Below are 23,212 nucleotides of genomic sequence, written 5' to 3'. Positions count from 1 at the left end.
CGTAAGGCAAGCTCGCCCAAGACGCAAGCCCCCACATACTTAAGATTTGGGACAAACACTACTGATTAATTTGTCCCACAGTAACCAAAACAGAGGGGAGCCCCTCCCAACAAGGAGCTCCCCTCTGCTCAAATCATTTCAGCTAAGTATCTAGACACTCAAGACGCCATCTTGGCGCCCGGCTGGGTCCGACGAGCCCCGTTAACGAGCCGCCAAGATGGCGTCGATGAGCGTCAGTACGCCCCCGTCGTTGTTGCTCGGAATGCGCCATTTGGCATGCGCGTTCATGTGCTCCTCGGCATTGTCCACGATAAAGCTATGCCCGACGCGCTCCAGCATGGGGATGTCGTTGTACGTATCGCCCACGGCAGCGGCGTCGGCGATATCGATGCCCAGGCGCTCGCAGAGATGTGCTACGCCCGACCCCTTGTCGACGCCCAGGTTCATAAAGTCGATCCACTCGCGGCCAGCATTGGTGACATAGAGTCGGTCCGAGAATGCCGGGCTGTAGTCCTCGCGAAACGCTGGCTCGGCATCGTAGGCGGGGAAGAAGATCGAAATCTTGTTAGACTCGATGTCAATGCCCTCAAAGCTATCGACGTAGTTGATCGTGTTGTAGTAGACGCTGATCTCGTCGTGGTATTGATGATCGCGGGCAAGTACATAGAACTCGTCGAAGCAGCACAGGACGGGGACAGCGCGCGAATCCTCCGAGGCGCGGCTCAAGACCTGCTGATACAGCGCCACGTCGATAGTGCTCTTATAGATATAGTTGCCGCGGTAGATAACGCACGCGCCGTTATCGGGGCAAAAAGCGATGCGGCTCTTGATGTCCTCAAACATCTCCTCGAGTTTGGGGGCGGGGCGTCCGCTGGCGGGGCAGAACACGATGCCAGCCTCGGCGAGCTTGTCCAGGCGCTCGTCGAGGCCCTGAGGCAGCACGCGCTCGTCGGTCAGTAACGTCTTGTCCATATCGACAGCGAGAATCTTAATGTTGCCGATGTTGGCGTCTGATTCGTAAGTCTGCATAAAACGCGCCTTTCGGTTTCCAGAATGTTTCGGGTGATTGACCCTCTACTTGATAGTCGGGCGTATTTTCGCAGGATTGGCGCATATTTGCATCATCATTCACAAAGTAATGAAAAAACTTTTCAGAAATTTGAATTTGTCGCTTGTACAGCAGGCACTTTAGCGTAATATAGCGACCATCGAAAACGGAGACGGAAAAACAACCGCTTACCGAGGAAAAGGTACCGTTTACGATATTAGAATTGCGCCCGGCGATAGGTGAAAGGAGAGGCAGATGCAGTTCGTAAAGATTATCACTACTGCAGACAATGCCATCCGACGCCAGCGCGCAATTTCCCGACGACGATAACAATCGTCTCTGTCCGCATGGGGCTAAATGCCCCAACAGAGTCATTTTGAGGTCGTTGGGTTTTAGCACGACATTGCTGCATGTTTCTAGGGCATGCTGTGCCGCTTTTTGCTATTTAACCTGATATTGCACGGTTTTTTGACCTCGAAATGACTTGCAACTGACCGATGTTCTAACTAGCTACCAAGGGCGAAAGGAAACAGCCATGAGCAAGGAAAAAGTCGTTCTCGCATATTCCGGTGGTCTTGATACATCCGTATGTGTCAAGTGGCTCCAGGACGAGAAGAATCTCGATGTCGTTTGCGTCTGCGGCAACGTGGGCCAGGAGGAGACCGGCTTGGATGCCAAGAAGCAGAAGGCGCTTGACCTGGGCGTTCTCGATTGCCAGGTGCTCGACCTGCGCGACGAGTTCTCCGATGAGTTCCTGACTAAGGCCATCGCCGCAAACTCCATGTACGAGAACAAGTACCCGCTGCTCTCCGCGCTGTCTCGCCCGCTGCTCGCCAAGAAGCTTGTCGAGGTCGCTCACGAGTTTGGCGCGACCTACGTCGCCCACGGCTGCACCGGCAAGGGTAACGACCAGGTTCGTTTTGAGGCTGCCGTCAAGGCCCTCGACCCCGAGCTTAAGGTTATCGCCCCGGTTCGCGAGTGGGATCTGAAGTGCCGTCCCGATGAGGTTGCCTATGCTCACGCCCACAACGTGCCGGTTCCCGAGGGCGCCAACGACAACCCCTACTCCATCGACGACAACCTGTGGGGTCGCGCCATTGAGTGCGGTCACCTGGAGGATCCCTGGAACGAGCCGCTCGATGACGCCTGGGTTATGACCAAGAACCCCGAGGACGCGCCCGACACCCCGACGTATACCGAGATTGAGTTTGAGGCCGGCAAGCCCGTCGCCGTCGACGGCAAGAAGATGAAGCTCTCCGAGATCGTCATCGCCCTCAACAAGATCTCTGGTGACAACGGCTTTGGCCGTCTCGACCTGGTCGAGGATCGTCTGGTGGGCCTCAAGAGCCGTGAGTGCTATGAGGTTCCCGGCGCCCTGACGCTCATCACCGCCCACAAGGCACTTGAGGACATTTGCGTCGAGGGCGACCTGCTCAAGACCAAGATCAAGCTCGAGCAGGATTGGGCCACCGCCGTGTACAACGGCCAGTGGTACAGCCCGCTCAAGAACGCGCTCGATGCCTTTATGGCCGATACCCAGAAGTTCGTGACCGGTACCGTCCGTCTGAAGTTCTTTAAGGGCAACTGCCATGTCGTCGGTCGCAAGAGCCCGTTTAGCCTGTATGACTACGGTCTGGCTACCTACGACCGCGACACCACGTTTGACGAGAAGGCCAGCGCCGGCTTTATCGAGATCGATACGCTGTCGCTCAAGACGTGGGCAAAGGTCCAGGGTCCCAGCTCCGCTGCCGCCCAGGCCTAGCGCCTCCTTCCCTTGGTATCCGCGCGGCCCATCCGCGTGATACATAACGGGCGCACGGGGTCCCTACCTTTCGTTATGCTTGCTGACACTTCTTAACATCGGTGGCCCCTACGTTCCGCCCGCATAAATGATGCCGCGTCTACGGCTGAGTCCGAGCCCCGCCGGGGTTGTCCAGCGGGGCTCCTTCTATCAATTTGGCGGCTCTGTGCCTATATATATGAGGAGTATCCATTATGTTCAACGCTATCGCGCATGCCTTGCTTGCCCTCGCGCCCGAGTTCGATGCTGCAAAGGTCGAGGATGTTCCTATGAGCCTGAAGGCCTGGATCGATGGTTCGCAAGGCAACATCCGGAGGGAGACGTTGGGCACCAAGTGCCTCGTGCGTCACTTCTTTGCATATTAGCTACATGGCCCCGTGCACGGTGGGGAATGTGTAAAACTTGCGGTTGAAAAATCGCTTTAGCGACATGGCTCATTGCTTTGGGCGCTTGTTTTGGTATTTGGAGAAAGGGGACGGTTCCATGGCTCTTTGGGGCGGTCGTTTTGAGGCGGGAGTGGCCGAGGTCACGCAGGAGTTTGGCGCGTCGCTGCCGGTTGACAAACATCTCTATAAGCAGGATATCGCCGGTTCTAAGGCGCATGCCAAGATGCTGGCGGCCCAGGGCATCATCAGTGCCGAGGACGAGCAGGCGATTGCCGAGGGCCTGACCGGAATCGAACAGGATATCGATGCCGGCAACTTCACCTTCGATATCAACGATGAGGACATTCATATGTCCATCGAGAGCGAGCTGACGCGCCGCATCGGCGAGGCCGGTAAGCGCTTGCATACCGGGCGTTCGCGCAACGACCAGGTGGCGACCGATACGCGTCTGGGCGTCAAGGCGCTGGCCAAGGAACTCATGGAGGCCAATCTTGAGCTGCGCCATGTGCTGGTGGATGCGGCCAAGAAGTACGACAAGGTGATTCTGCCGGGCTACACGCACATGCAGCATGCTCAGCCCGTGCTGCTGTCGCATCATCTGCTGGCGTATTCCTGGATGTTCGCGCGCGACTTTACACGCCTGAAGGCTGCCTTTGATGCCGCTGACAACTGCCCGCTGGGTGCTGCCGCTCTTGCCGGTACGAGCTATCCGCTCGATCGCCAGATGACAGCTGCCGAGCTTGGCTTTGCGGGTGTGATTCCCAACTCGCTCGATGCGGTTTCCGACCGTGATTTCCTGCTCGATTTGCATTACGCCGGCTCCGTCATGGCCATGCACCTGTCGCGTCTTTCCGAGGAGATCGTGGTGTGGTCGAGCTCCGAATTCGGCTTTATCACGCTTTCCGACTCGTATTCCACCGGCTCGTCCATCATGCCGCAGAAGAAGAACCCCGACTTTGCCGAGCTTATCCGCGGCAAGAGTGGCCGAGTCTATGGCAACCTGGTGCAGCTGCTTGTGACCATGAAGGGCCTGCCGCTCGCTTATAACAAGGACTTGCAGGAGGACAAGGAGGGCGCGCTCGATACCGCTCACACGCTCATGCAGTGCCTGTCGGTTATGGCCGGCATGATCTCGACCTGGACTGTCAACGAGGACGCCATGGCGCGCGAGTGTGGTGTGGGCCACTTGGCAGCCACTGATGTTGCCGATTACCTGGCAAAGCGCGGCCTGCCGTTCCGCGAGGCACATGCCGTGGTGGGTCATCTTGTCCTGATGTGTGAGAAGCGCGGCTGCAATCTTGAGGACCTGCCGTTTGAGGTGTTTCAGGAGGCAAGTCCGCTCTTTGAGCGCGACATTACCGAGGCACTCGACATCCCGTCGATTGTCGCCGCGCGCACGACCGAGGGTGGTACCGCCCCTGCTGCCGTTGCCGTGCAGTTGGGAAGCGCCGAGGCGCAGCTCGCGGCCGATGAGGGTGTGTTTGGCTCGTTATCCAAGGTCGTCGAGATGGGCCACGGGGCAAAGTAGAGGTTTGGCTGAAGACGTATTGTCCATTTATTGATAAATCGTTTTAGCTTTACGGGCGTCTGCTGATGCGGGCGCCCCTATTTTGCTGCTATGGGGGAGGGGCTTGTCGAGAACTTCTGTAGGACCTTTGGGCAGGTTGTGAAGGGGGTACGTTCGCGGGTGGCAACCGACCGCCCGCTCTGTTCCATGTGGTTGATGAGCGGTCGGATGGTACTCTAATCGGGCTTCGAAACAGAAGTGACATATATGGAGCGCTTTAATAAATTGCAGCGTTTCAATAAACAGCTTTTTGTTTAACTGCAGCTAAAACTCTGTTACGATGCAGTCCAGGCGGGTGCCGGAATGGGACTTGGGCACGCGCGAACCTACTTGAAAGGCTACCTTATGGCTATCGAGAAGACCTTCATCATGATTAAGCCCGACGCGGTGCGCGATCGCAAGATCGGCGAGATCGTTGCTCGTATTGAGCGTAGCGGCCTTGTCATCGAGCGCATGGAGATGACCACGCTCGAGCGCGCTACCGTCGAGGAGCACTACGCCCATCTGGCCGACAAGCCCTTCTTTGGCGGTCTCTGCGACTTTATGACGAGCGGTCCGGTCGTCAAGATGGTCGTTTCCGGTCTCTCCGCTGTTTCCAAGATGCGCACCCTTATGGGCGCTACCAACCCGCTTGATGCTGCGCCCGGCACCATTCGCGGCGACTTCGCTGTCGATGTCAACGCCAACGTGATCCACGGCTCCGACTGCCTGGAGAACGCCGAGATCGAGATCAAGCGCTTCTTTGGCTAAACCAGCTTTGACTCCTTAAAGCTGTTAGCGTGTGGCTTGGGCGCCGCGGAATTCCAACCGCGGCGCCCTTTTATTCCGGTAGATTTTTGGTAAACGCATAGAAAACTACTAAAGAGCCCCGTCCGGATGTTTCTTCCGGGCGGGGGCTGGCGCTAGCGTATGGCTTTGTAAGTCTTTAGGCCTCGTCGACAATCTTTAGTCCGCGGGTCTGGTCGATCTCGTTGAGGAGATTGACGCGACGCTCGTGGCGGCCGCCCTCAAACTCGGCGTCGAGCCATTCGTCGACAATCATCTTGGCGAGCTCGGAGCCCACGACGCGGGCGCCAAAGGCCAGCACGTTGGTGTTGTTGTGCATACGGGAGAGCTTGGCGCTGAAGGGCTCGGAGCACACGACGGCGCGTACGCCCTCGACCTTGTTGGCAGCCAGGCTAATCCCGACGCCGGTACCGCAGATCAAGATACCCAGGTCGACGTCACCGTTGGCCACGGCCTTGCCCACCTTGTAACCGGCGATGGGGTAGTCGAAGCTCTCGGAGGTGTCGGTGCCATAGTTCACGACCTCGCAGCCGCGCTCCTTCAGGTGCTCGGAAATGATGTTCTTGAGCTCGACGGCGGCGTGGTCGTTACCGATACCGATCTTCATGAGTGGTTCCTCTCTGGTCCGTGCGGCGGAATTGCTAAAGGTTTTACCGCGTTCGACTGCATGATAGCGCGACTTTTGTGTAAACGCTCGGGCGTTTTTTGGTCAAACGCTTTAGCATGCAACAAGACCTGCTTTTCATGAATGAATGCCGCCAGTTTGTGCTTGAGCGCCGTCCGCCGGAACCGTGGTTGCGGTTTTTGATGCATTGTTATCAAATAAAGGAGCTAACTTTTTTGAGAGTCCAGCCCGTTATGCAAGCAGGAGATACCTATGCCTACCGATTCCATCCGTGATGCCGCGTTTTGCGATGTTTTGAACCGCGAGCTTGTCTGTGCACTCGGCTGCACCGAGCCCATTGCCGTTGCCTATGCAGCGGCGCTGGCGAGCCAGACGCTCGGTTGCGAACCCGATCATATGGATGTTGCCTGCTCGGGTAACATAATCAAGAACGTTAAGAGCGTGACCGTGCCCAACTCGGGCGGTATGCACGGTATTGAGGCCGCGGCCGTGCTGGGCGCCGTGGGCGGTGACGCCAAGAGCGCGCTCGAGGTGCTCGAGAGCGTTAACGATGAAGACCGCGCTCGTGTGGCCGAGCTCCTCGCCGACGCTGGCTACTGCGATGTGTCGCTTGTCGAGGGTGTGCCCAACCTCTACATCAAGGTGACTGCGACGGCCGGGGGCCATACCGCGGTCGTCGAGATTACCGATCACCACACTAATGTCACGTGCCATACGCTCGATGGTATTCCGGTATGCGGCAAGTCGGCGGGGGAGTGCGCCGCCTGCGCCGAGCGCGTGGTGGCCGAGCGTGCGGCAGATAACGCCGATACGCCCATGTCCATTGATTCCATCATCGACTTTATCGAGGACGGTGACATTGAGGGCGCCCGCGCTGCCGTTGAGCGTCAGATTGAGCTGAATGGCGCAATCAGTGCCGAGGGCCTTGCGCACGCTTGGGGCGCCGAGGTGGGTCGTACGCTGCTAGGTGCTCGTGCCGATGACGTCGCCTGCCGTGCCCGTGCCCGTGCGGCCGCCGGGTCCGACGCCCGCATGAACGGTTGCGCGCTGCCGGTCGCCATTGTGTGCGGCTCGGGCAATCAGGGCATTACCTGCGCGCTGCCCGTTATGGAGTATGCCGAGTATCTGCGCTGCGACCACGATCGCCTGGTGCGCGCCGTGATGCTGTCCGATCTTATCGCTGTGCATATCAAGAGCTATATTGGTGCGCTCTCGGCGTTTTGCGGTGCTATTTGTGCCGCGTGCGGCGCCGGCGCTGCGATTACCTGGCTGTGCGGTGGTACGCGCGAGCAGATTGGCGCGACGGTCTCGAACACGCTCGGCAACGTTGGCGGCATCGTGTGCGATGGCGCCAAGGCAAGCTGTGCCGCCAAGATTTCCGCTGCCGTCGATGCGGCGATTTTGGGCCACGATATGGCCATGCAGGGCCGTGGCTTCCGTGCCGGCGAGGGTTTGATCCAGGATACCGTCGAGCAGACGATTGCCAGCATGGGCTACGTGGGCCGTGTGGGCATGAAGGACACCGACGTCGAGATCCTCAACATCATGATCGGCAAAACCCAAGTGTGCTAGGACAGTTCGTCGGCTACTTGGTGTTCGTAGAAGGCTTCTACTACGGCGTTAAAGTCGCGGGCGAAGCCTTCCATGGTTCCGCGCCAGGTGATTCGGTTGGGCTTGCCCTGGCCTACATAGGCAGTCTGAATGCCGCAGGCGGGGCTAGGGAAGTCGCGTTTGGGATCGTTGCCCACCATAAGGACCTCGTGCGGTTCGAGCCCCATCACCTGAAGCTGCTCTAGATAGTAGGTGGCATCAGGCTTGCAGCGGGTGGCGTTTCCCATGTGCGTGACGAGCTCAAAGGGGGCGTCGGCCAGGTCGCCCCAACCCATGCGGCACTCGATGGCCCCCTGGGGAAAGCTGGGGTTGGTAAAGAGCGCGCAACGCAGTCCAGCGTCCTGTACGGCCTGAAGCGCGGCGTGTGCGCCCGGCATGGCATGGGCGTTGATGAGTTCGTCATTCTTGTACGGAAGAACTTCGCGGTCGTAGTAGGTAAACGCCTCGTAGATAAGTGGGTCCGAGAGGCAAATGCCGCATCGGCGCTCGACCTCTTCTTGGTAAAACTCAAGATTGGTGCGATTGTCCGTGCTGCTGCGGCGATTGGCGTTGAGGTCGACCAGGATGGTGCCGAGGCGTGCCATCGTGCCACCGCGGCTGCGGCGCCCGATATCCGCGAGCATCGAAGAGACATCCTTAAAATAGCGAAGGATGAACGCGTTGAGGTTGATGCTAAGAAGCGTTTCGTCCATATCGAAAACGACTGCTTTGAGCACGCGGGCACCTTTCTCGAAAAATCGATCTAGAATCGTTGGCTCCGGATACTTTACCCCAAAGCCGAATGCCTGGCTGGTTATCGTCAAGTTGCGGAGACGTGTGTTCATAAGATTACGAAAAAGTCTCCACACGAGTAAAAAATCGCAGTTCACGCTTGAAATCGAACTCATTTCCCCGTAACCTATACGAACGTGATTGCATAAGCGTCACATTAGTATCTGTCGGCTCCCGAGTGTTCCTAAACGTTGTGTGCTTGTCGCACCCTTCTGTAGGTCCTAGCAATCGGGGCCCCGTAGTTCGAAAGGGGTCCACCTTTGAGTGAGATTCAGAACTCGTCCATTTTCTCTCTTGACGATGTCAACGAGGAGGAGATGAACAACCTCATCGACGGTACGATTACCGACTTTGATGAGGGCGATCTCGTTAACGGCACTGTCGTTAAGATCGAGCATGACGAGGTGCTCGTTGACATCGGATTCAAGTCCGAGGGCGTTATCCCGGTCCGCGAGCTGTCCATCCGCAAGGACGCTAATCCTGCAGACATCGTTGCACTCGGTGATCCCATCGAGGCTCTGGTTCTCCAGAAGGAGGACAAGGACGGTCGTCTGGTCCTGTCCAAGAAGCGTGCCGAGTACGAGCGTGCTTGGAACCGCATCGAGGAGAAGTTCAACTCCGGCGAGAACGTCGAGGGCGAGGTTATCGAGGTTGTCAAGGGCGGCCTGATCCTCGACATCGGCCTGCGTGGCTTCCTGCCCGCTTCCCTCGTCGACCTCCGTCGCGTCAAGGACCTCACCTCTTACATGGGCACCCGCATCGAGGCCCGCGTCATCGAGATGGACCGCAACCGCAACAACGTCGTCCTCTCCCGTCGCGTCGTGCTCGAGGAGTCCCGTAAGGCCGAGCGCTCCGAGATCCTGTCCAAGCTCAAGTCTGGCATGCGTCTCCAGGGCACCGTTTCCTCCATCGTCGACTTCGGCGCCTTCGTCGACCTCGGCGGTATCGACGGCCTCATCCACATCTCCGAGCTCTCCTGGAACCACGTCAACCATCCTTCCGAGGTTGTCAAGGTCGGCCAGGAGGTCGAGGTCGAGGTTCTCGACGTCGATCTCAACCGCGAGCGCATCTCCCTGGGTCTCAAGCAGACCACCGAGGATCCGTGGCGCGCACTGGTCAAGAAGTACCCCGTCGGCGCTATCGTCGAGGGCACTGTGACCAAGCTTGTCCCGTTCGGCGCTTTCGTCGATCTGGGCGAGGGCATCGAGGGCCTGGTGCACATCTCCGAGATGGCCAACAAGCACGTCGATCAGCCTTCTCAGGTCACCCACGTGGGCGACAAGGTTCAGGTTAAGGTCATGGAGATCGATCTCGACCGTCGTCGTATCTCCCTGTCCATGAAGTCTGCTGCTGAGACTCTGGGCGTCGAGATCGAGGTTACCCCGCTGCCTTCCGAGAAGAAGGACGAGGAGACCGACGCCGAGTAATTCGGTTTGACGATCACTTGTTTTAAGGGATCCGTCCGTAATGGACGGGTCCCTTTTTGCATTTGGCGCCGAGATGCGCAATGCTGCCGGGCTGTCCACAGGCTATTGGATTGTCGGTGCATGAAAAAAAGCCGACATCCCGCCTCGGGGAGGAGGCGGGAACACACCGAGTAGACGGAGGGGTGCGGAGCGCGGTCGCGTCTCGACTGACGACGTTGCCCATCGACAGGACCATTGTAGCGCATGGCGGTTCTTGGTTTATCGTGTCGAGCGTTTGCGTTGTGCCATTGCCTGCGGTAACGGTGTGCTACACTCTTGCACTGCTGAGTGGGCCAGACGGTCGCGCGATGTGCTGCTTGCGGTACGCGTGAGGAAAGTCCGGGCTCCAGAGGGCGGGATGCCGGCTAACGGCCGGGCGGAGTGATCCGACGGAAAGCGCCGCAGAAAAGAAGACTCCCACCTGCGCCGCAAGGCGTAAAGGGAAAAGCTGAAACGGTGGTGTAAGAGACCACCAGCGTCGTGGCAACACGGCGGCTTGGCAAGCCCCATCCGGAGCAAGCGCGAATAGGAACGCTATGGGCCGGCCCGGTCCGCGTTCGGGTAGCGTGCGTGGAGCTGCATGGTAACGTGCAGACAAGATAAATGACCGTTCACGACAGAACCCGGCTTATCGGCCCACTTGGCATTTTTGTTACCCTGACAATCGGTACGGCCTTTGCCGTATTATTGAAGCTGTTCGTTGCTGCGCTTTATTTTGTTGAGGGGCTTTGTTGGACAGCTATTTTACTCTGCAATCGAATATTGAGGCTTCGGGCGAGTTTGTGGACCGCAAGAGCCGGTTTATTGCCCAGCTGGTCCATATTGAGTCCGAGGACGAGGCGAATGCCTTTATCGAGATGGTTCGCAAGCGTCATTACGACGCTCGACACAATGTTCCCGCGTGGATTTTGGTCGATGGACGCGAGCGCCAGAGCGATGATGGTGAGCCGAGCCGCACGAGCGGTATGCCGACGCTCGAGGTGTTGCGCGGTGCGGCGCTCAAAAATGTTTGCTGCGTAGTGACGCGCTATTTTGGTGGCACGCTGTTGGGTCCTGGTGGCTTGGTGCGCGCATATACCGCGGCGACGCAGGCGGCGGTGGCCGCGGCTCAGGAGGCCGGGCAGATCGTCGAGATGACAAGCGTCGTGCCGGTTGACGTGCATGTGGCCTATCCGCAGTATGAGCAGGTGCTTCGCTTGGCCCAGGATTCCGGTGCCAAGGTTTCGGATACCGAGTACGCGGATGCCGTGACACTTCATTTGGTGTTTAAGGCGGGGGAGCAGGAGTCGTTTTGCGCTAAGATGCGCGAGCTTATGGCGGGGCGCGAGGAGATTGAGGTCAGCACTCCCGAATTTGCCGAGTTCTAACGGCGACGGCCGGCGTGCTTTTGGACGGATCCCAAGCACACCGACCGTCGTTTTATGTCGCTGCCGTTTACTCGGCGAGCTGCTTTAGTACATCACAGGCGATTTCGACGGCATCGTCGATGCAACCGGGACAGCTGCGGAGCGGACCCTTGTCCGATCCGATGCCCTTGAGCGTGCCGCAGACGGTCGTCGTGTTCTTCTCGCCAAAGCGCTTGGCAATCTCGCGCGACAGCTTGTAGGTCTGGCCCTTGGTCTTCGGGTTTTCCATGCCATCGCTCATTACAAAGCCCATGATGGCCACGGCGCCCGAGATGGCGCCGCAGGTCTCGGTCATACCGCCCATGCCGGCGCCAAAGCCCTCGGTGAGGGTAAAGGCGACCTGGGGGTCGAGCCCGACAGCGGGCGCGAGCGTGCAGGCGACGGCCTGGGCGCAGTTAAAGCCACGGGCGTGGTATTCGGCAGCCTGAGCCTGACAGGCGGTGATGTCGAGTTGGGCCGTATCGATTTGCTTCATCGTTGTCTCCTTGGTTACGGTGTACCCGCCTATGGTACCCGTGACGGGGCATGTAATCATCGAGAGCTTCATGTATGCCTCGTTTTTATCTATCGAGCAAATGCCCAAGGCTTGAGATAAATACCTCTGATCAATTTGTCCATTAACCTACCTTGGGGATGGGTTGAGAGGGGTGCAGGGTAGCGGTATCGTGAACCGAATAAAACGTAACCCAGGCAAGGGAGCTAGATATGAGCGAGCAGACCATCGGAACTACATGTGTTCAGGGCGGCTATCACCCGGGAGATGCCGAGCCGCGCCAGGTGCCCATCTACCAGTCCACCACGTGGAAGTACGACACGTCCGAGCACATGGGCAAGCTGTTTGACCTAGAGGAGTCGGGCTACTTCTACAGCCGTTTGCAGAACCCCACGTGCGATCTCGTTGCCGCCAAGATCTGCGAGATGGAGGGCGGCACCGCTGCGATGCTCACGAGCTCGGGCATGGCTGCGAATTTCCTCGCGATCTTTAACGTGGTCGGTGCCGGCGATCATGTGGTCGCGAGCTCTGCCATTTACGGCGGTACGTATAACCTGCTCGCCCACACCATGGGCCGTATGGGCGTGACCTGTACGTTCGTCGCCCCCGACTGCACCGACGAGGAGCTTGAGGCAGCCTTCCGGCCCAACACCAAGCTCGTCTTTGGCGAGACGATCGCCAACCCCGCCCTTGCCGTGCTCGATATTGAGCGCTTTGCCAAGGCCGCGCATGACCACGGCGTGCCGCTGATGGTCGACAACACCTTCCCGACACCCGTGATGTGCCGTCCCTTTGAGTGGGGCGCCGACATCGTTACGCACTCCACCACCAAGTACATGGATGGACATGCTGCCTACCTGGGCGGCGTGATCGTTGACCACGGCCAGTTTGACTGGATGGCCCATGCGGATAAGTTCCCGGGTCTCACCACGCCCGACGAGAGCTACCACGGCGTGACGTATGCCGAGAAGTTCGGTCGCGAAGGTGCCTTCATTACCAAGGCCACCGCGCAGCTCATGCGCGACCTCGGTCCCATGCAGAACCCGCAGGCGGCCTTCTTCCTGAACAGCTCGCTCGAGAGCCTGCATGTACGCATGCCGCGTCATTGTGAGAACGGCCTGGCCGTTGCCAAGTTCCTGCAGAGCCATCCCAAGGTACGCTTCGTGAGCTATCCGGGCCTGGAGGGCGATAAGTACTATGACATGGCTCAGAAGTACATGCCCAACGGTACCTGCGGCGTTGTGAGCTTTGGCTTTAACGGTGGTCGCGCGGCGGCCGAGACCTTTATGAAGAGCCTTAAACTTGCCCAGATCGCCACGCATGTGGCTGACGCCCGCACCTGCTGCCTGCATCCCGCTAATGCCACACACCGCCAGATGAACGATGAGGAGCTCATCGCCTGCGGCATCTCCGCCGATATGGTGCGCCTGTCGTGCGGCCTCGAGGATACGGCCGATCTGATTGCCGACCTTGAGCAGGCACTCGAGCAGTGCTAGGCTAGCGTTCGCATAAGGCGCCGATGCTGGCAGAAAGCTTCGGCGATCTTTCGTTCCGATTCCGTAGGCGGGACCCCAATCGCGACTGTTTGTAGGCGATTGGGGCCCCGTTTTTGCGTTGCGCCACTCGAAAGGATGGATATGGAGAAAACCGCAGAGCAGCTGCGCCGCGAGCACATTGCCCTTGAGGGCGACACCCATGGCAAGAACAAATGGGCGATTCTGTTTACCGTGCTCATCATGACGTTTATGTCGTGTCTGGATTCGACCGTCGTGACCGTGGCGTTGCCCGTGATGCAAAAGGAGCTGGGCGTGGGCCTCGACCGCATCCAGCTGGTGAGCTCGGTGTACCTGCTTGCGACATGCGTGGCTATGCTGCCGTTTGGCCGCTTGGGCGACGTGCGCGGCAAGGTGGGCGTATTCCAGCTGGGCGTAATCGTTTTTACGGCTGGCTCGCTGCTTTGCGGCCTTTCGAGTTCGCTCGAAGTTCTTATTCTGGCACGCATTGTGCAGGGCGTCGGCTGCGCAGCGGCCATGGCCAACAACATGGGTATCATCACCGAGTCGTTTCCGGCGCGCGAACGAGGCCGTGCCATGGGTATTCTCGCGACCTTCGCGGCCCTCGGCATGATGTGTGGCCCCGTACTCGGCGGCGTGCTGGTGGCAAGCTTTCCCTGGGAGAGCATCTTCCTCATCAACCTGCCCATTGGCGTCATCTCGTTTATCGTGGGGTTCTCCACGCTGCCGCATGTTAAGCCGGAGGCCGGCGAGCGCCCCATGTCCCTGATCGAGGCTGCTCGTCGCTGCTTTGCAAATTCGGCCTTCACCATCAACCTCGCCTGCATGCTCATCGTGTTCGTTGGTATTGGCGCATCAGAGTTTATCCTGCCGTTCTATTTTCAGGACGCCCACGGATTTGGTTCCGACATTTCCGGATTGCTCTTTTTGGCGCTGCCGATGGTGAATGCCTTTATCGGCCCGCTTTCGGGTACGGTTTCGGACCGTGTTGGCTGCGAGGGTCCCACGGCGGTCGGCCTAGGCGTGTACGTATGCGGTCTTTTTGCGGTAAGCACGCTCGACGAGTACTCTTCCATCCCTGTGATCGTGTGCTGCGTCGCGTTTATGTCGTGCGGCACGTCGATTTTCCAGAGCCCCAATAACTCGCTGTATATGGGCTCGGCTCCGCGCGAGGCACTCGGCTTTGCAGGTAGCTTGGGCAGCTTGGCGCGCTATGCGGGCATGGCGCTGGGTATTACGGCAGGTTCGCATATCCTCTATGGGCAGATGAGTGTGGCGATGGGCGAGGCCGTGACCAGTTTTGTTGCAGGCCGTCCGGATGTATTCCTATTCGGCTTTCGCTCGGTGTTCTACGTGCTTATGGCTGTGGCCGCTGTGGGCTTTGCGCTTGCCATGGTGCGTTTGGTGAAGATGCGCGCCCGCCATTAGCGTGTTGGGAGGCTGTCTGCCACGATTCGCGCCGTCCCAAAAAGACTGGTTTGTGGTGCGATGCGGCTTGTGGGGCGGGCGGGGGTCGGTCCGTGGTAGACTATCGAACAACGTTTATTAATCGCGCGGTATCGTTGCCGCGAGAAGGGGTTGCGCCATGCAGGAGCTTGAGGATCGTATTCGCCATGACGGCATCGTAAAGGCCGGTAACGTCCTTAAGGTTGATGCCTTCCTCAACCACCAATGCGACGTTGAGCTGTTCGACCACATGGGCGCCGAGTGGGCCCGTCTGTTCGAGGGCGTCGAGATCAACAAGATCCTGACGATCGAGGCTTCGGGCATTGGCATGGCTTGCATTGCAGCCCAGCATTTTGGCGGCGTGCCGGTGGTCTTTGCCAAGAAGGCACAGTCCATCAACCTCGACGGCGAGCAGTATGCCACGACCATCTACTCCTTTACCAAGCAGAAGGAGTACCCGGTCATCGTCGGCAAGCGCTTCCTGTCCGAGGGCGACAAGGTCCTGATCATCGACGACTTTTTGGCCAACGGCTGCGCGCTCGAGGGTCTTATCAAGATCTGCGAGGCTGCAGGTGCCGAGGTATCCGGCATTGGCATTGCGGTGGAGAAGGGCTTCCAGGGCGGTGGCGATAAGCTCCGCGAGCGCGGCTTCCGCGTTGAAAGCCTAGCCCGTATCGCCGATATGGACTGCGATACCGGCGAGATCACCTTCGCCTAAGCGCGCAACACAAGCGATTGGTATGCGATGTGACAAAGGGACTTTCCCTTTGTCACATTTTTTATGAGGGGAGGTGTTGATATGGATGAGAACAAGATGGGATGGCGCGAGTATGCGCGCTATGCCGCGATGGCGGCCGAAGAGTTGGCGCGCGATTGCGAGGTTCAGGTGTTTCGCGCGACGGGTCCGGGCGGACAAGGCGTGAACACGACGGACTCGGCGGTGCGCATGAAGCACGTGCCCACAGGGATTACCGTGACGGCGCGCGAGAGCCGCAGCCAGTTCCAAAATCGCGCGAGCTGCCTGCGCAAGCTGCGCGCTGAGCTTGAGCGTCGTGGCCGTCCGCCGCGCCGTCGCGTCAAGACCAAAGTGCCCCAGCGATCGCGCCAGCGCAGGCTCAACGACAAGCACTTCAATGCGATTAAAAAGGCTAACCGTCGCAAGCCGGGCGGGGAGGAATGATCTTCTCAATAAGTTGCGGTGAAATGGGGACTGTTTCGCGGCTTTAACTGCATAAACAGTCCCTATTTCACCGCAACTTAGGTGGGGTTGGCGGGTTGGGTGCCAGACTTGGAGGGCGCCGGGTAGGATGTCGACTTCGATGCGCGAGGCGACGATGGGCTCGCCGTCGGCCTGGATGGGGTAGTCGGGCTCCTCAAAAGTTAGCTCGGCATGGCGGCAGCGGCGCATGCGAACCGGTGGCAACTTGGTATGGTGGCCGTCCTTGGCCGAAAGGAACATAGGCAGGGCTACCGCGCGAGGGACGGGGCCGCAGGCGTAGCAGACGTCGAGCATGCCGTCGCAGGGGTCGGCATCGGGGCAGATGCGATAGCCCGAGCCATAGGTAGGACCAAGCTGAATCGCCATGATGATCGCCCTCACGCGCTCGGCGGGCGCGCCGTCAAAGCTGACTGTCATGGGGTAGTTGCGATAGCGCAGGCCAAACTGCTCAAGTCCCGAAAGGGTGTAGAGCGGAGCACCCGTCAAGCCGGTCTTTTTGCGCAGCTCGGTGGTGCCAAGGCCGATGGCGGCATCAATACCGACGGAGAGCGTCTGGTCGTAATACTCGACGATCGCCTCGCCGCTGCCGCTCGCAGGGCTCCACGAGCGAATGCGCCCGATGTCCTGACGCTGCAGCTCGCAGGTGAGCAGCGCGCCAAAATCCTTGCCGGAGAAATCGTCGATGCCGAGCGTCTGGGCAAAATCGTTTCCGGAGCCCACGGGCAGGACGGCAAGAGCGGGGCGGGCGTCCTCCTTTTGCGTCATAAGCCCGTTGACGACCTCGTGAATCACGCCGTCGCCGCCAAGGGCGATAACGGTGCGATAGCCCTGAGCCTGCGCGGCCAGCTCCTTGGCGTGTCCCATACGCTCGGTCAACACCAGGTCAAACTGGGATGCGCGTGCAGTCATGTCCAAAAAGCGCTGCAGGCGCTCGGCAACTTCGCGCGCCGCACCCGACTGGGCGGCTGGGTTGGCGATGATGAGCGTGCGACCAAAATCAGTTGCGTGCATGGGGCGACTCCCGGCGTGTGACATGACAGTGCGGTCGCGCTCAGGTTGAATTGCCCCCGATTGTGGCTGCACGGCGATTATTACATCTACTCTATCAGGTCGTTGTGGCGCTCGATAGCATCCGCTACCGTACCGCCCTCATCCACAATAAGCGAACGGCGCTTGGGCGAGATAATGCGCTGGGCGGGGTACACGCCGCGGTGTCCGCCGGTTAGGTAGCTGATAAAGGCCACGATGACAAAGAACCCGGCGGCCGTGCCGTGGAACAGGTCGATGGCCATCATGCAGGTGGTGATGGGCACGTTGAGGCCGGCGCAGAATACGCCGAGCATGCCGAGAGCCGCCAGAAAACTGGGGTCAAGCCCGGTAAGGCAACCGATCCAGCCACCGAGTGCCGCACCGATGCCAAACAGGGGCGTGACCTCGCCGCCTTGGAAGCCCGCGCCCAGGGTAAGCGCTGTGACGACCAACTTGATGGCTGCGTCCGCCAGGGTGGTGTTGCCTGCAAATCCGGCGCCGGAAAGCCACGTGGAAAGGCCGGCGTAGTCCCAGGCGTCGAGGAGGGCATAGGCGGCCAAAACCACGAGTGCGCCTATGAGTGCGCGGACGAGGTAATTGGTGATAAAGCGATCGTACAGGCTTTTGACGGTTCGAACCGACCAGGCAAAGAGGCGTGCCGTCAGGCCGAAGAAAATGGCGCTGATAACAACGATAACGACCGTTTTGGGCGTCATGGCGGGAACGTTGGCGATGACATTCGCCTCGTACTCGGTTCCCAGGGCGAGTGATGTAAAGTAGCCGGTAAACGACGCGACCAGGCAATAGATGCCCGCGGTGTAGTCGATCTTGCCGATAAAGCACATCTCCATGCCAAAGAAAGCTCCGGCAAGGGGCGAGCCGAATACGCCGCCAAAGGCCGACGAGATTCCGGCGAGCATGAGGTCGTGGTGGTCATGCTTTTTGAGGTGGGCGAGGCTCGAGATGTTGCTGGCGATGGTGCCGCCAATCTGCACCGCGGCCCCCTCGCGACCGGCCGATCCACCCGTTAGGTGCGTGAGTGTGGAGCAGACGAAGGTGAGGACGGCCATGCGCATATGGATGAGGCGTGTGCCCAGAGCGGAGTCGATGATCAAGTTGTTGCCTCGTTTGGCGGCAAGGCCGTGGTTTTTGTACACCCATGCGGTGGCAACGCCCACAACGGGAAGCAGCGTGTAAATCCATGCATGGTGCTCGCGATAGTCGGTCGCGATATTCAGCGAGGCCAAAAACGCCCAAGCGGCAACGCCCATGGCGAGCGAGACGATGACGACGAGTACGAGCAGCTTGGCGCTCGCGAGTAGGTTGCGGGCGTTGCGGCGCGTGTCGGCAGCCAAGAGATGCTCGGAGCGGGTGAGTTGATGCCTGCCTGCCGTGATGACGTCGTTAAGGGAGAAAAAACCGCCGTCGTCGAGCGGCTGGGAATGATCCTGCGCCTCGTTTGCGCTTTCGGGTTTGTCGGTAAAAGCCATACGTTCCTCTTTTTGGTTGCAACGCAAGCATTATAAAACGCGGTAAACGCGACGAGCCGGTGGGTTGGTTTCCATTCTGTTTCGCGGCCTGCAACCGACAGGTGTATTTGCGGGTACAGGCCGAGTCGCGGTCGTGCGTCGGGGGATTATACTGAGACAAGCATAAAGAATTGGCGCCCCTGTTGTGCGCCGTGGCATTAAGAGGTGCATATGGCAGAGAAACTCATACCGCTGGAGGATGCGCAGTCGATTGTTTTGTCGCACGTTGCTCCGACGGATCTCATCGAGGTCCCGGTATGGCAGGCGGCTGGTTTTCCCTTGGCCGAAGACGCGGTGGCCGATATCGATATCTCGCCGTTTGCCAACAGCGCCATGGATGGATATGCCGTGCGTGCCGACGACCTCGCCAAAGCGTCCTCCGATACGCCCGTGACGCTTTCCGTCGTGGGGCACGAGGCGGCGGGCCATGTGTTTGAGGGCGCGATTGGCGCGGGCGAGACCGTCCGTATTATGACGGGTGCACCGGTGCCCGAAGGTGCGGATGCCGTTGTGAAATACGAGGTCGTCGAGGTGCTCGACGGCGACGGCAACGAGGGCTCACACGTGAGCTTCTCGGCACCGGCTAAGGTGGGGGAGAACGTTCGAGCTGCAGGCGAGGAGGCCCATGCCGGCGATGTTGTGATGCACGCTGGCGAGGTTGTGGCCCCGGCCGGCGCCGGTTTGCTGGCGAGCGCCGGTTACGCGAACGTTAGAGTGCACGCCGCCCCGCGTGTGGGCGTTATCTCGCTGGGCACGGAGCTGGTCGCGCCCGGCCAACTGCCGGCGCGTGGGCAGATTCGCGATTCCAATTCCTCGGCGTTAATGGCCGAGGCACTCGATGCTGGGGCCGACCCGGTGTTCTACGGCTTTGCGCCCGACGACGAGCGGGCGATTGCCGAGCTGGTGCACCGCGCCGCGCAAGAGTGCGATTTTGTCATTACGAGCGGTGGCGCCTCTGCGGGCGACTACGACTACGTGACGGCGCTGGTTCGGCGCGAGGGTGAGGTGCTGTTCGATCGCATTTCGTTGCGTCCCGGCAAGGCCATTACGTTTGGCCTGCTCGGCGGCAAGCCCTATCTGGGGCTTTCGGGCAACCCCGCGGCGGCCTATGTGGGCTTTGAGATGCTCGCCCGCCCGGCGATTCGCAAGATGCGCGGCTTTGCCGAGGGTGCGCGTCCCGTGCAGCAGGCGGTTCTTATCCACGGCGTGAAGAAGCGACAGGACCGACGCTTCTATGATCGCGCCACGGTTGCGCGCGATGCGCAGACGGGTGAGCTTACGGTCACCGAGGCGCACAGCCAGAACTCGGCGCTGCTCGGAACCATGCAGCGTGCGAACTGCCTGTTGCGCATCAACGAGGGTCCGTGCGATCTTGAGCCGGGCGACGTCGTGGATGTCGTCCGAGTCGATCTGCCCGAGGGCACCGTGCTGTAGGAGGAATGCTATGGAGCTGAAGATATCGATCGTGATGTGCTCGGATACGCGCGATCTTGCCCAGGACGAGGCTGGAGCCGCACTCGAGGAACTTATCGAGGCGCAGGGCTGGACGGTCGCCTCGCATGTGGTCGTGCGCGACGACGTCAGCGAGATCGGTGATGCCATTGTGGAAGCCGCCGATGAGTGCCACGCCAATGTCGTGCTCACCTGCGGCGGCACGGGGCTTTCGATGCGCGATGTGACGCCCGAGGCGACGCGTGCCGTCTGCGAGCGCGATGTGCCGGGTATTGCAGAGGCAATCCGTGCGTACTCCATGACCAAGACGCGCCGCGCCATGCTCTCGCGCGCCGTGTGCATGCAGCGTGGGTATACGCTTGTCATCAACTTTCCGGGATCCACGAAAGCGGCCCGCGAAAGCTGGGAGGCCGTGAGCGATCAGCTGGAGCATGCGGCCCAAATGACGGCGGGCGGCGGGCATGCCAAATAAGCGCACTACCTGCGGCGGAGTAACCCTACGGGCTGCTCCGCCTTTTTTATGCAGCGACGGTGCGGGCCGTCTCGCGGTTATTGGTAAAAGAAAATTATCGGGCGAGAGCTATTCATCATAAACATTATTCGCGTGAAAGTATAATCTAGTAACAGAACAAAGCTCGCGGCGGGGCGCCCGGGTGTAGTCTTCGAAAGGGTTGAACATGTTCGATATGGTTTCTCGCCGCGGATTCGTCTCGCTTTCTGCTGTCGCCGCTGCCGGTCTTGGGCTTGCCGGCTGCTCCGGCAACAAGGAGCCTGAGTCGACCGGTTCCGATGCCGGCTCCGCCAAGATTTCGTCCAAGAAAGCTGTCGAGCTGCAGGTATTTGCCGCCAACTCGCTCGAGAAAGCTCTGCCCGAGGTTCAGAAGCTCTACACCGATCAGACCGGTACCACCTTTGCCGACACGCAGTTTAAGGCCTCCGGCGACCTCGTCGAGCAGATGCGTGCCGGCGCCACGGCCGACGTGCTCATCACTGCTTCCAAGGGCACCATGGATGACGCTGAGACCGCTGAGCTCGTCGACGCCGACACGCGTGAGGACATGTTCGTCAACGACCTCGTGATTATTCGTGCCGAGGGCTCCGGCACCAAGGTCGAGGCCATCGCCGACGTCGCGAACCTGGACGGCAAGATCGCCATTGGCGACGCCAAGACCGTCCCCGCCGGCAAGTACGCCAACCAGGCCTTAGCTTCTGTGGGTCTCTACACCGGCACCGAGGGCGACGACGGCGAGTATGCACCCGAGCTTGCCGACAAGGTGGCCCTGGCCGACAAGGTCGGCACCGCTGCGTCTTACGTCTCTACGGGCGACTGCGTGGCCGGTTTTGTCTACAGCTCCGATATCTTCCGCTATGACGGCATCGAGGAGGCCTTCGTGTGCCCCGAGGATTCGCACAAGCCCATCGTGTACCCGGGCGCCGTTGCCGAGAGCTCCGAGCACGCCGACGAGGCCAAGGCGTTTATCGACTTTTGCCTGTCCAACAAGAAGGCTCAGAAGATTTGGGCTAAGTACGGCTTTGAGCTTTCCGAGTAGTGCGGCTTGGCGCGATAATCCCATCGTTTTGTGTTTCACTCCGTCCTTGTATTCGCTTGGAGCTTTTCGTGCTTAAAAGATTCCGCATGCTTGTCGCCTGTGCTTTGACCTTCGCGCTTTGCTGGGTGCCGGGATTTGCGTTTGCTGGGGACGCTGAGGACGGGGCCCAGGTTGCTGCGACCGCTCATGGGCTTCCCTATGGAATCGAGGGTTTTGAGCGGTTGGCCAAGGGGACCGCTCGTGCCATGGAGGGCCAGCCAGAGGGCTACCGGTTTCCCGTTGACGAGGACGTGGACCTTGTAGTGGCGCCTGCTGCCGATCGCGTTGTGGTGTGGATATCGCCCAAGGCGGTCGAGAAGTACGGATTGGATCCGCAGGATAACGAGTGCGTATTGGGTCTCAAGGCCCTCGTCTGTGAGCTCGACAGCGCAAACTGCATGGGAGGTGCGCGGCTGGGGGACGTGGATCTTCCTTGGTATGTCACGGCGGAAACAACGTTTAATGCCGGCGGGTATACCTATGGCTTTGATGTGCGTGGTGCGGATGGGGACCGCTATGTGGTGATTGCATCGGCCTCGGGTGATGCCAAGGGCGGCGCGCGTTGGCTTGATAGCGCTCAAATGGTAGAGGCATCGTCTGTCGTGTTGCGGGATGAGCAAGGGCCGTTGACCTCTCTGGCTTCCTTTTTGGGCGACATCGACTATCGCCCGTTTTGGGTGTCCATTAAAACGAGCGGCCTTGCCCTGCTGATCTCCTTTGCGCTGGGCTTGTTTGCCGCGTGGAAGACTATGGGTACCTCGAGTCGCATCAAGGGCCTGCTCGATTCGGTCTTTACGATTCCTATGGTGCTGCCGCCCACGGTCTGCGGCTTTCTGCTCCTCATGCTGTTTGGCCGCTCGACCGGGGTGGGCCAGTGGCTCATCGCACACGGCATCTCGATCGTCTTTACCTGGCCCGCGGCGGTCATTTCGGCCGTCGTTGTGTCGTTTCCGCTGGTCTACCGCACGGCGCTCGGAGCCTTTGAGAGCCTTGACACGCAGATGCTCGATGCCGCGCGAACCCTGGGATGGTCCGAGCGTCGCATCTTTACCAAGCTTATGATGCCGCTTGGCTGGCCCTCGATTGCCGCCGGCGCGGTGCTTGCCTTTGCCCGCGCGATGGGCGAGTTTGGCTGCACCCTGTTCTTTGCAGGCAACTATGCCGGCATTACGCAGACCATTCCCATTGCGATTTACTTTGAGTGGATGGGCGGCAACACGTCGGTGGCCCTCTTTTGGGTCGTGGTCGTAATTGCGTTCAGCTTCCTGGTCATTCTGTTCATCAACATGTATACGGCGCATTCGCAAAAGTATCGCGAGCGTGGTCTCTCCCGTGCAGAGCGCAAGCAGGCCAAAGATCTCGCCGGACAGGGCGATTCGCTCGACCCGGTCGGCGGCGATGCGCTGCGTATCGATCGCGAGGCGTTGGCCGAGCTTATGCGCGATGACACGGTCGCAAAGGGAGGTCGATAAGC

The 23,212-nt window shown here is 59.6% G+C and carries 19 protein-coding genes, 1 other RNA gene and 2 pseudogenes; 16 read left to right on the top strand and 6 right to left on the bottom strand.

Annotated elements, in window-relative coordinates:
• Window positions 1–201 precede the first annotated feature (201 nt).
• Window positions 202–1,029, bottom strand: coding sequence for a Cof-type HAD-IIB family hydrolase (locus DW037_RS04845; RefSeq protein WP_117629407.1), 828 nt, complete (start codon window positions 1,027–1,029; stop codon window positions 202–204).
• Between the two features lie 554 nt (window positions 1,030–1,583).
• Between DW037_RS04845 and DW037_RS04840 the strand changes: the two genes are divergently transcribed.
• From DW037_RS04840 to ndk, 4 genes are all read left to right on the top strand, one after another.
• Window positions 1,584–2,810, top strand: a complete 1,227-nt coding sequence (locus DW037_RS04840; protein WP_055251721.1) for an argininosuccinate synthase — start codon at window positions 1,584–1,586, stop codon at window positions 2,808–2,810.
• 233 nt (window positions 2,811–3,043) lie between these two features.
• On the top strand, window positions 3,044–3,214 hold the full coding sequence (locus tag DW037_RS10610) for a hypothetical protein (protein ID WP_158551645.1): 171 nt from the start codon (window positions 3,044–3,046) through the stop codon (window positions 3,212–3,214).
• A gap of 118 nt (window positions 3,215–3,332) precedes the next feature.
• A complete protein-coding gene (gene argH, locus DW037_RS04835; RefSeq protein WP_117629408.1) occupies window positions 3,333–4,763 on the top strand; it encodes an argininosuccinate lyase in 1,431 nt (476 codons plus the stop codon).
• 384 nt (window positions 4,764–5,147) lie between these two features.
• Window positions 5,148–5,552 carry a nucleoside-diphosphate kinase gene (ndk, locus tag DW037_RS04830; protein ID WP_055251725.1) on the top strand — a complete coding sequence of 135 codons (405 nt, stop codon included), beginning with the start codon at window positions 5,148–5,150 and terminating at the stop codon, window positions 5,550–5,552.
• A 175-nt stretch (window positions 5,553–5,727) separates the two neighbouring features.
• Here ndk and rpiB read toward each other — a convergent pair whose 3' ends face one another.
• Window positions 5,728–6,195 carry a ribose 5-phosphate isomerase B gene (rpiB, locus tag DW037_RS04825; RefSeq protein WP_117629409.1) on the bottom strand — a complete coding sequence of 156 codons (468 nt, stop codon included), beginning with the start codon at window positions 6,193–6,195 and terminating at the stop codon, window positions 5,728–5,730.
• A gap of 270 nt (window positions 6,196–6,465) precedes the next feature.
• Between rpiB and DW037_RS04820 the strand changes: the two genes are divergently transcribed.
• Window positions 6,466–7,785, top strand: coding sequence for a serine dehydratase subunit alpha family protein (locus DW037_RS04820; protein ID WP_118372922.1), 1,320 nt, complete (start codon window positions 6,466–6,468; stop codon window positions 7,783–7,785).
• On the opposite strand, the gene DW037_RS04815 is transcribed toward DW037_RS04820, so the two are convergent.
• On the bottom strand, window positions 7,782–8,540 hold the full coding sequence (locus DW037_RS04815; RefSeq protein WP_118372921.1) for an HAD family hydrolase: 759 nt from the start codon (window positions 8,538–8,540) through the stop codon (window positions 7,782–7,784). The genes DW037_RS04820 and DW037_RS04815 overlap by 4 nt on opposite strands.
• A 315-nt stretch (window positions 8,541–8,855) precedes the next feature.
• On the opposite strand from DW037_RS04815, the gene rpsA reads away from it, so the two are divergent.
• From rpsA to DW037_RS04800, 3 genes are all read left to right on the top strand, one after another.
• Window positions 8,856–10,022 carry a 30S ribosomal protein S1 gene (gene rpsA, locus DW037_RS04810; RefSeq protein ID WP_022095232.1) on the top strand — a complete coding sequence of 389 codons (1,167 nt, stop codon included), beginning with the start codon at window positions 8,856–8,858 and terminating at the stop codon, window positions 10,020–10,022.
• 324 nt (window positions 10,023–10,346) lie between these two features.
• Window positions 10,347–10,708: RNase P RNA component class A (rnpB, locus tag DW037_RS04805), an RNA gene on the top strand.
• An 81-nt stretch (window positions 10,709–10,789) separates the two neighbouring features.
• Window positions 10,790–11,428, top strand: coding sequence for a YigZ family protein (locus DW037_RS04800; protein WP_199578320.1), 639 nt, complete (start codon window positions 10,790–10,792; stop codon window positions 11,426–11,428).
• Window positions 11,429–11,495: 67 nt separating this feature from the next.
• On the opposite strand, the gene DW037_RS04795 is transcribed toward DW037_RS04800, so the two are convergent.
• Window positions 11,496–11,942 (bottom strand): C-GCAxxG-C-C family protein, encoded by a 447-nt coding sequence (locus DW037_RS04795; protein WP_055251626.1) that lies wholly within the window; start codon window positions 11,940–11,942, stop codon window positions 11,496–11,498.
• Window positions 11,943–12,172: 230 nt separating this feature from the next.
• Between DW037_RS04795 and DW037_RS04790 the strand changes: the two genes are divergently transcribed.
• From DW037_RS04790 to DW037_RS04775, 4 genes and pseudogenes are all read left to right on the top strand, one after another.
• Complete coding sequence (locus DW037_RS04790; RefSeq protein ID WP_118372919.1) at window positions 12,173–13,456, top strand: O-acetylhomoserine aminocarboxypropyltransferase/cysteine synthase family protein; 1,284 nt, start codon at window positions 12,173–12,175, stop codon at window positions 13,454–13,456.
• 141 nt (window positions 13,457–13,597) lie between these two features.
• Entirely contained in the window at window positions 13,598–14,902 is a 1,305-nt protein-coding gene (locus DW037_RS04785) for an MFS transporter (protein WP_118372918.1), read from the top strand.
• A gap of 157 nt (window positions 14,903–15,059) precedes the next feature.
• Window positions 15,060–15,638 carry a xanthine phosphoribosyltransferase gene (locus DW037_RS04780; RefSeq protein ID WP_117765859.1) on the top strand — a complete coding sequence of 193 codons (579 nt, stop codon included), beginning with the start codon at window positions 15,060–15,062 and terminating at the stop codon, window positions 15,636–15,638.
• Between the two features lie 153 nt (window positions 15,639–15,791).
• Window positions 15,792–16,100, top strand: a pseudogene (locus DW037_RS04775) (peptide chain release factor-like protein); the annotation flags it as partial.
• A 114-nt stretch (window positions 16,101–16,214) separates the two neighbouring features.
• Here the strand turns inward: DW037_RS04775 and DW037_RS04770 are convergent.
• A pseudogene (locus DW037_RS04770) lies at window positions 16,215–17,150 on the bottom strand (diacylglycerol kinase family protein); the annotation flags it as partial.
• Between the two features lie 86 nt (window positions 17,151–17,236).
• Window positions 17,237–18,658, bottom strand: coding sequence for a chloride channel protein (locus DW037_RS04765; RefSeq protein WP_199578318.1), 1,422 nt, complete (start codon window positions 18,656–18,658; stop codon window positions 17,237–17,239).
• A 210-nt stretch (window positions 18,659–18,868) separates the two neighbouring features.
• Between DW037_RS04765 and glp the strand changes: the two genes are divergently transcribed.
• The 4 genes from glp to modB all read left to right on the top strand — a co-directional run bounded on the left by glp (window position 18,869) and on the right by modB (window position 23,210).
• Window positions 18,869–20,131 carry a gephyrin-like molybdotransferase Glp gene (glp, locus tag DW037_RS04760; RefSeq protein ID WP_118372917.1) on the top strand — a complete coding sequence of 421 codons (1,263 nt, stop codon included), beginning with the start codon at window positions 18,869–18,871 and terminating at the stop codon, window positions 20,129–20,131.
• Window positions 20,132–20,141: 10 nt separating this feature from the next.
• The gene (locus DW037_RS04755) at window positions 20,142–20,621 is read left to right on the top strand and encodes a molybdenum cofactor biosynthesis protein B (protein WP_117629420.1); all 480 of its coding nucleotides are present in this window, start codon (window positions 20,142–20,144) and stop codon (window positions 20,619–20,621) included.
• Between the two features lie 205 nt (window positions 20,622–20,826).
• Window positions 20,827–21,699: a molybdate ABC transporter substrate-binding protein gene (modA, locus tag DW037_RS04750; protein ID WP_117629421.1), complete on the top strand. Its 873-nt coding sequence runs from the start codon at window positions 20,827–20,829 to the stop codon at window positions 21,697–21,699.
• A gap of 68 nt (window positions 21,700–21,767) precedes the next feature.
• Window positions 21,768–23,210: a molybdate ABC transporter permease subunit gene (gene modB / locus DW037_RS04745; protein ID WP_233505672.1), complete on the top strand. Its 1,443-nt coding sequence runs from the start codon at window positions 21,768–21,770 to the stop codon at window positions 23,208–23,210.
• Window positions 23,211–23,212: the final 2 nt, after the last annotated feature.

Origin of the sequence: Collinsella sp. AF39-11AT (assembly GCF_003474585.1) — a bacterium.
In the GTDB taxonomy this organism is placed as follows: domain Bacteria; phylum Actinomycetota; class Coriobacteriia; order Coriobacteriales; family Coriobacteriaceae; genus Collinsella.
The sequence above is the reverse complement of the archived record's forward strand: the minus strand, read 5'-3'. Positions and strand labels throughout refer to the sequence as shown.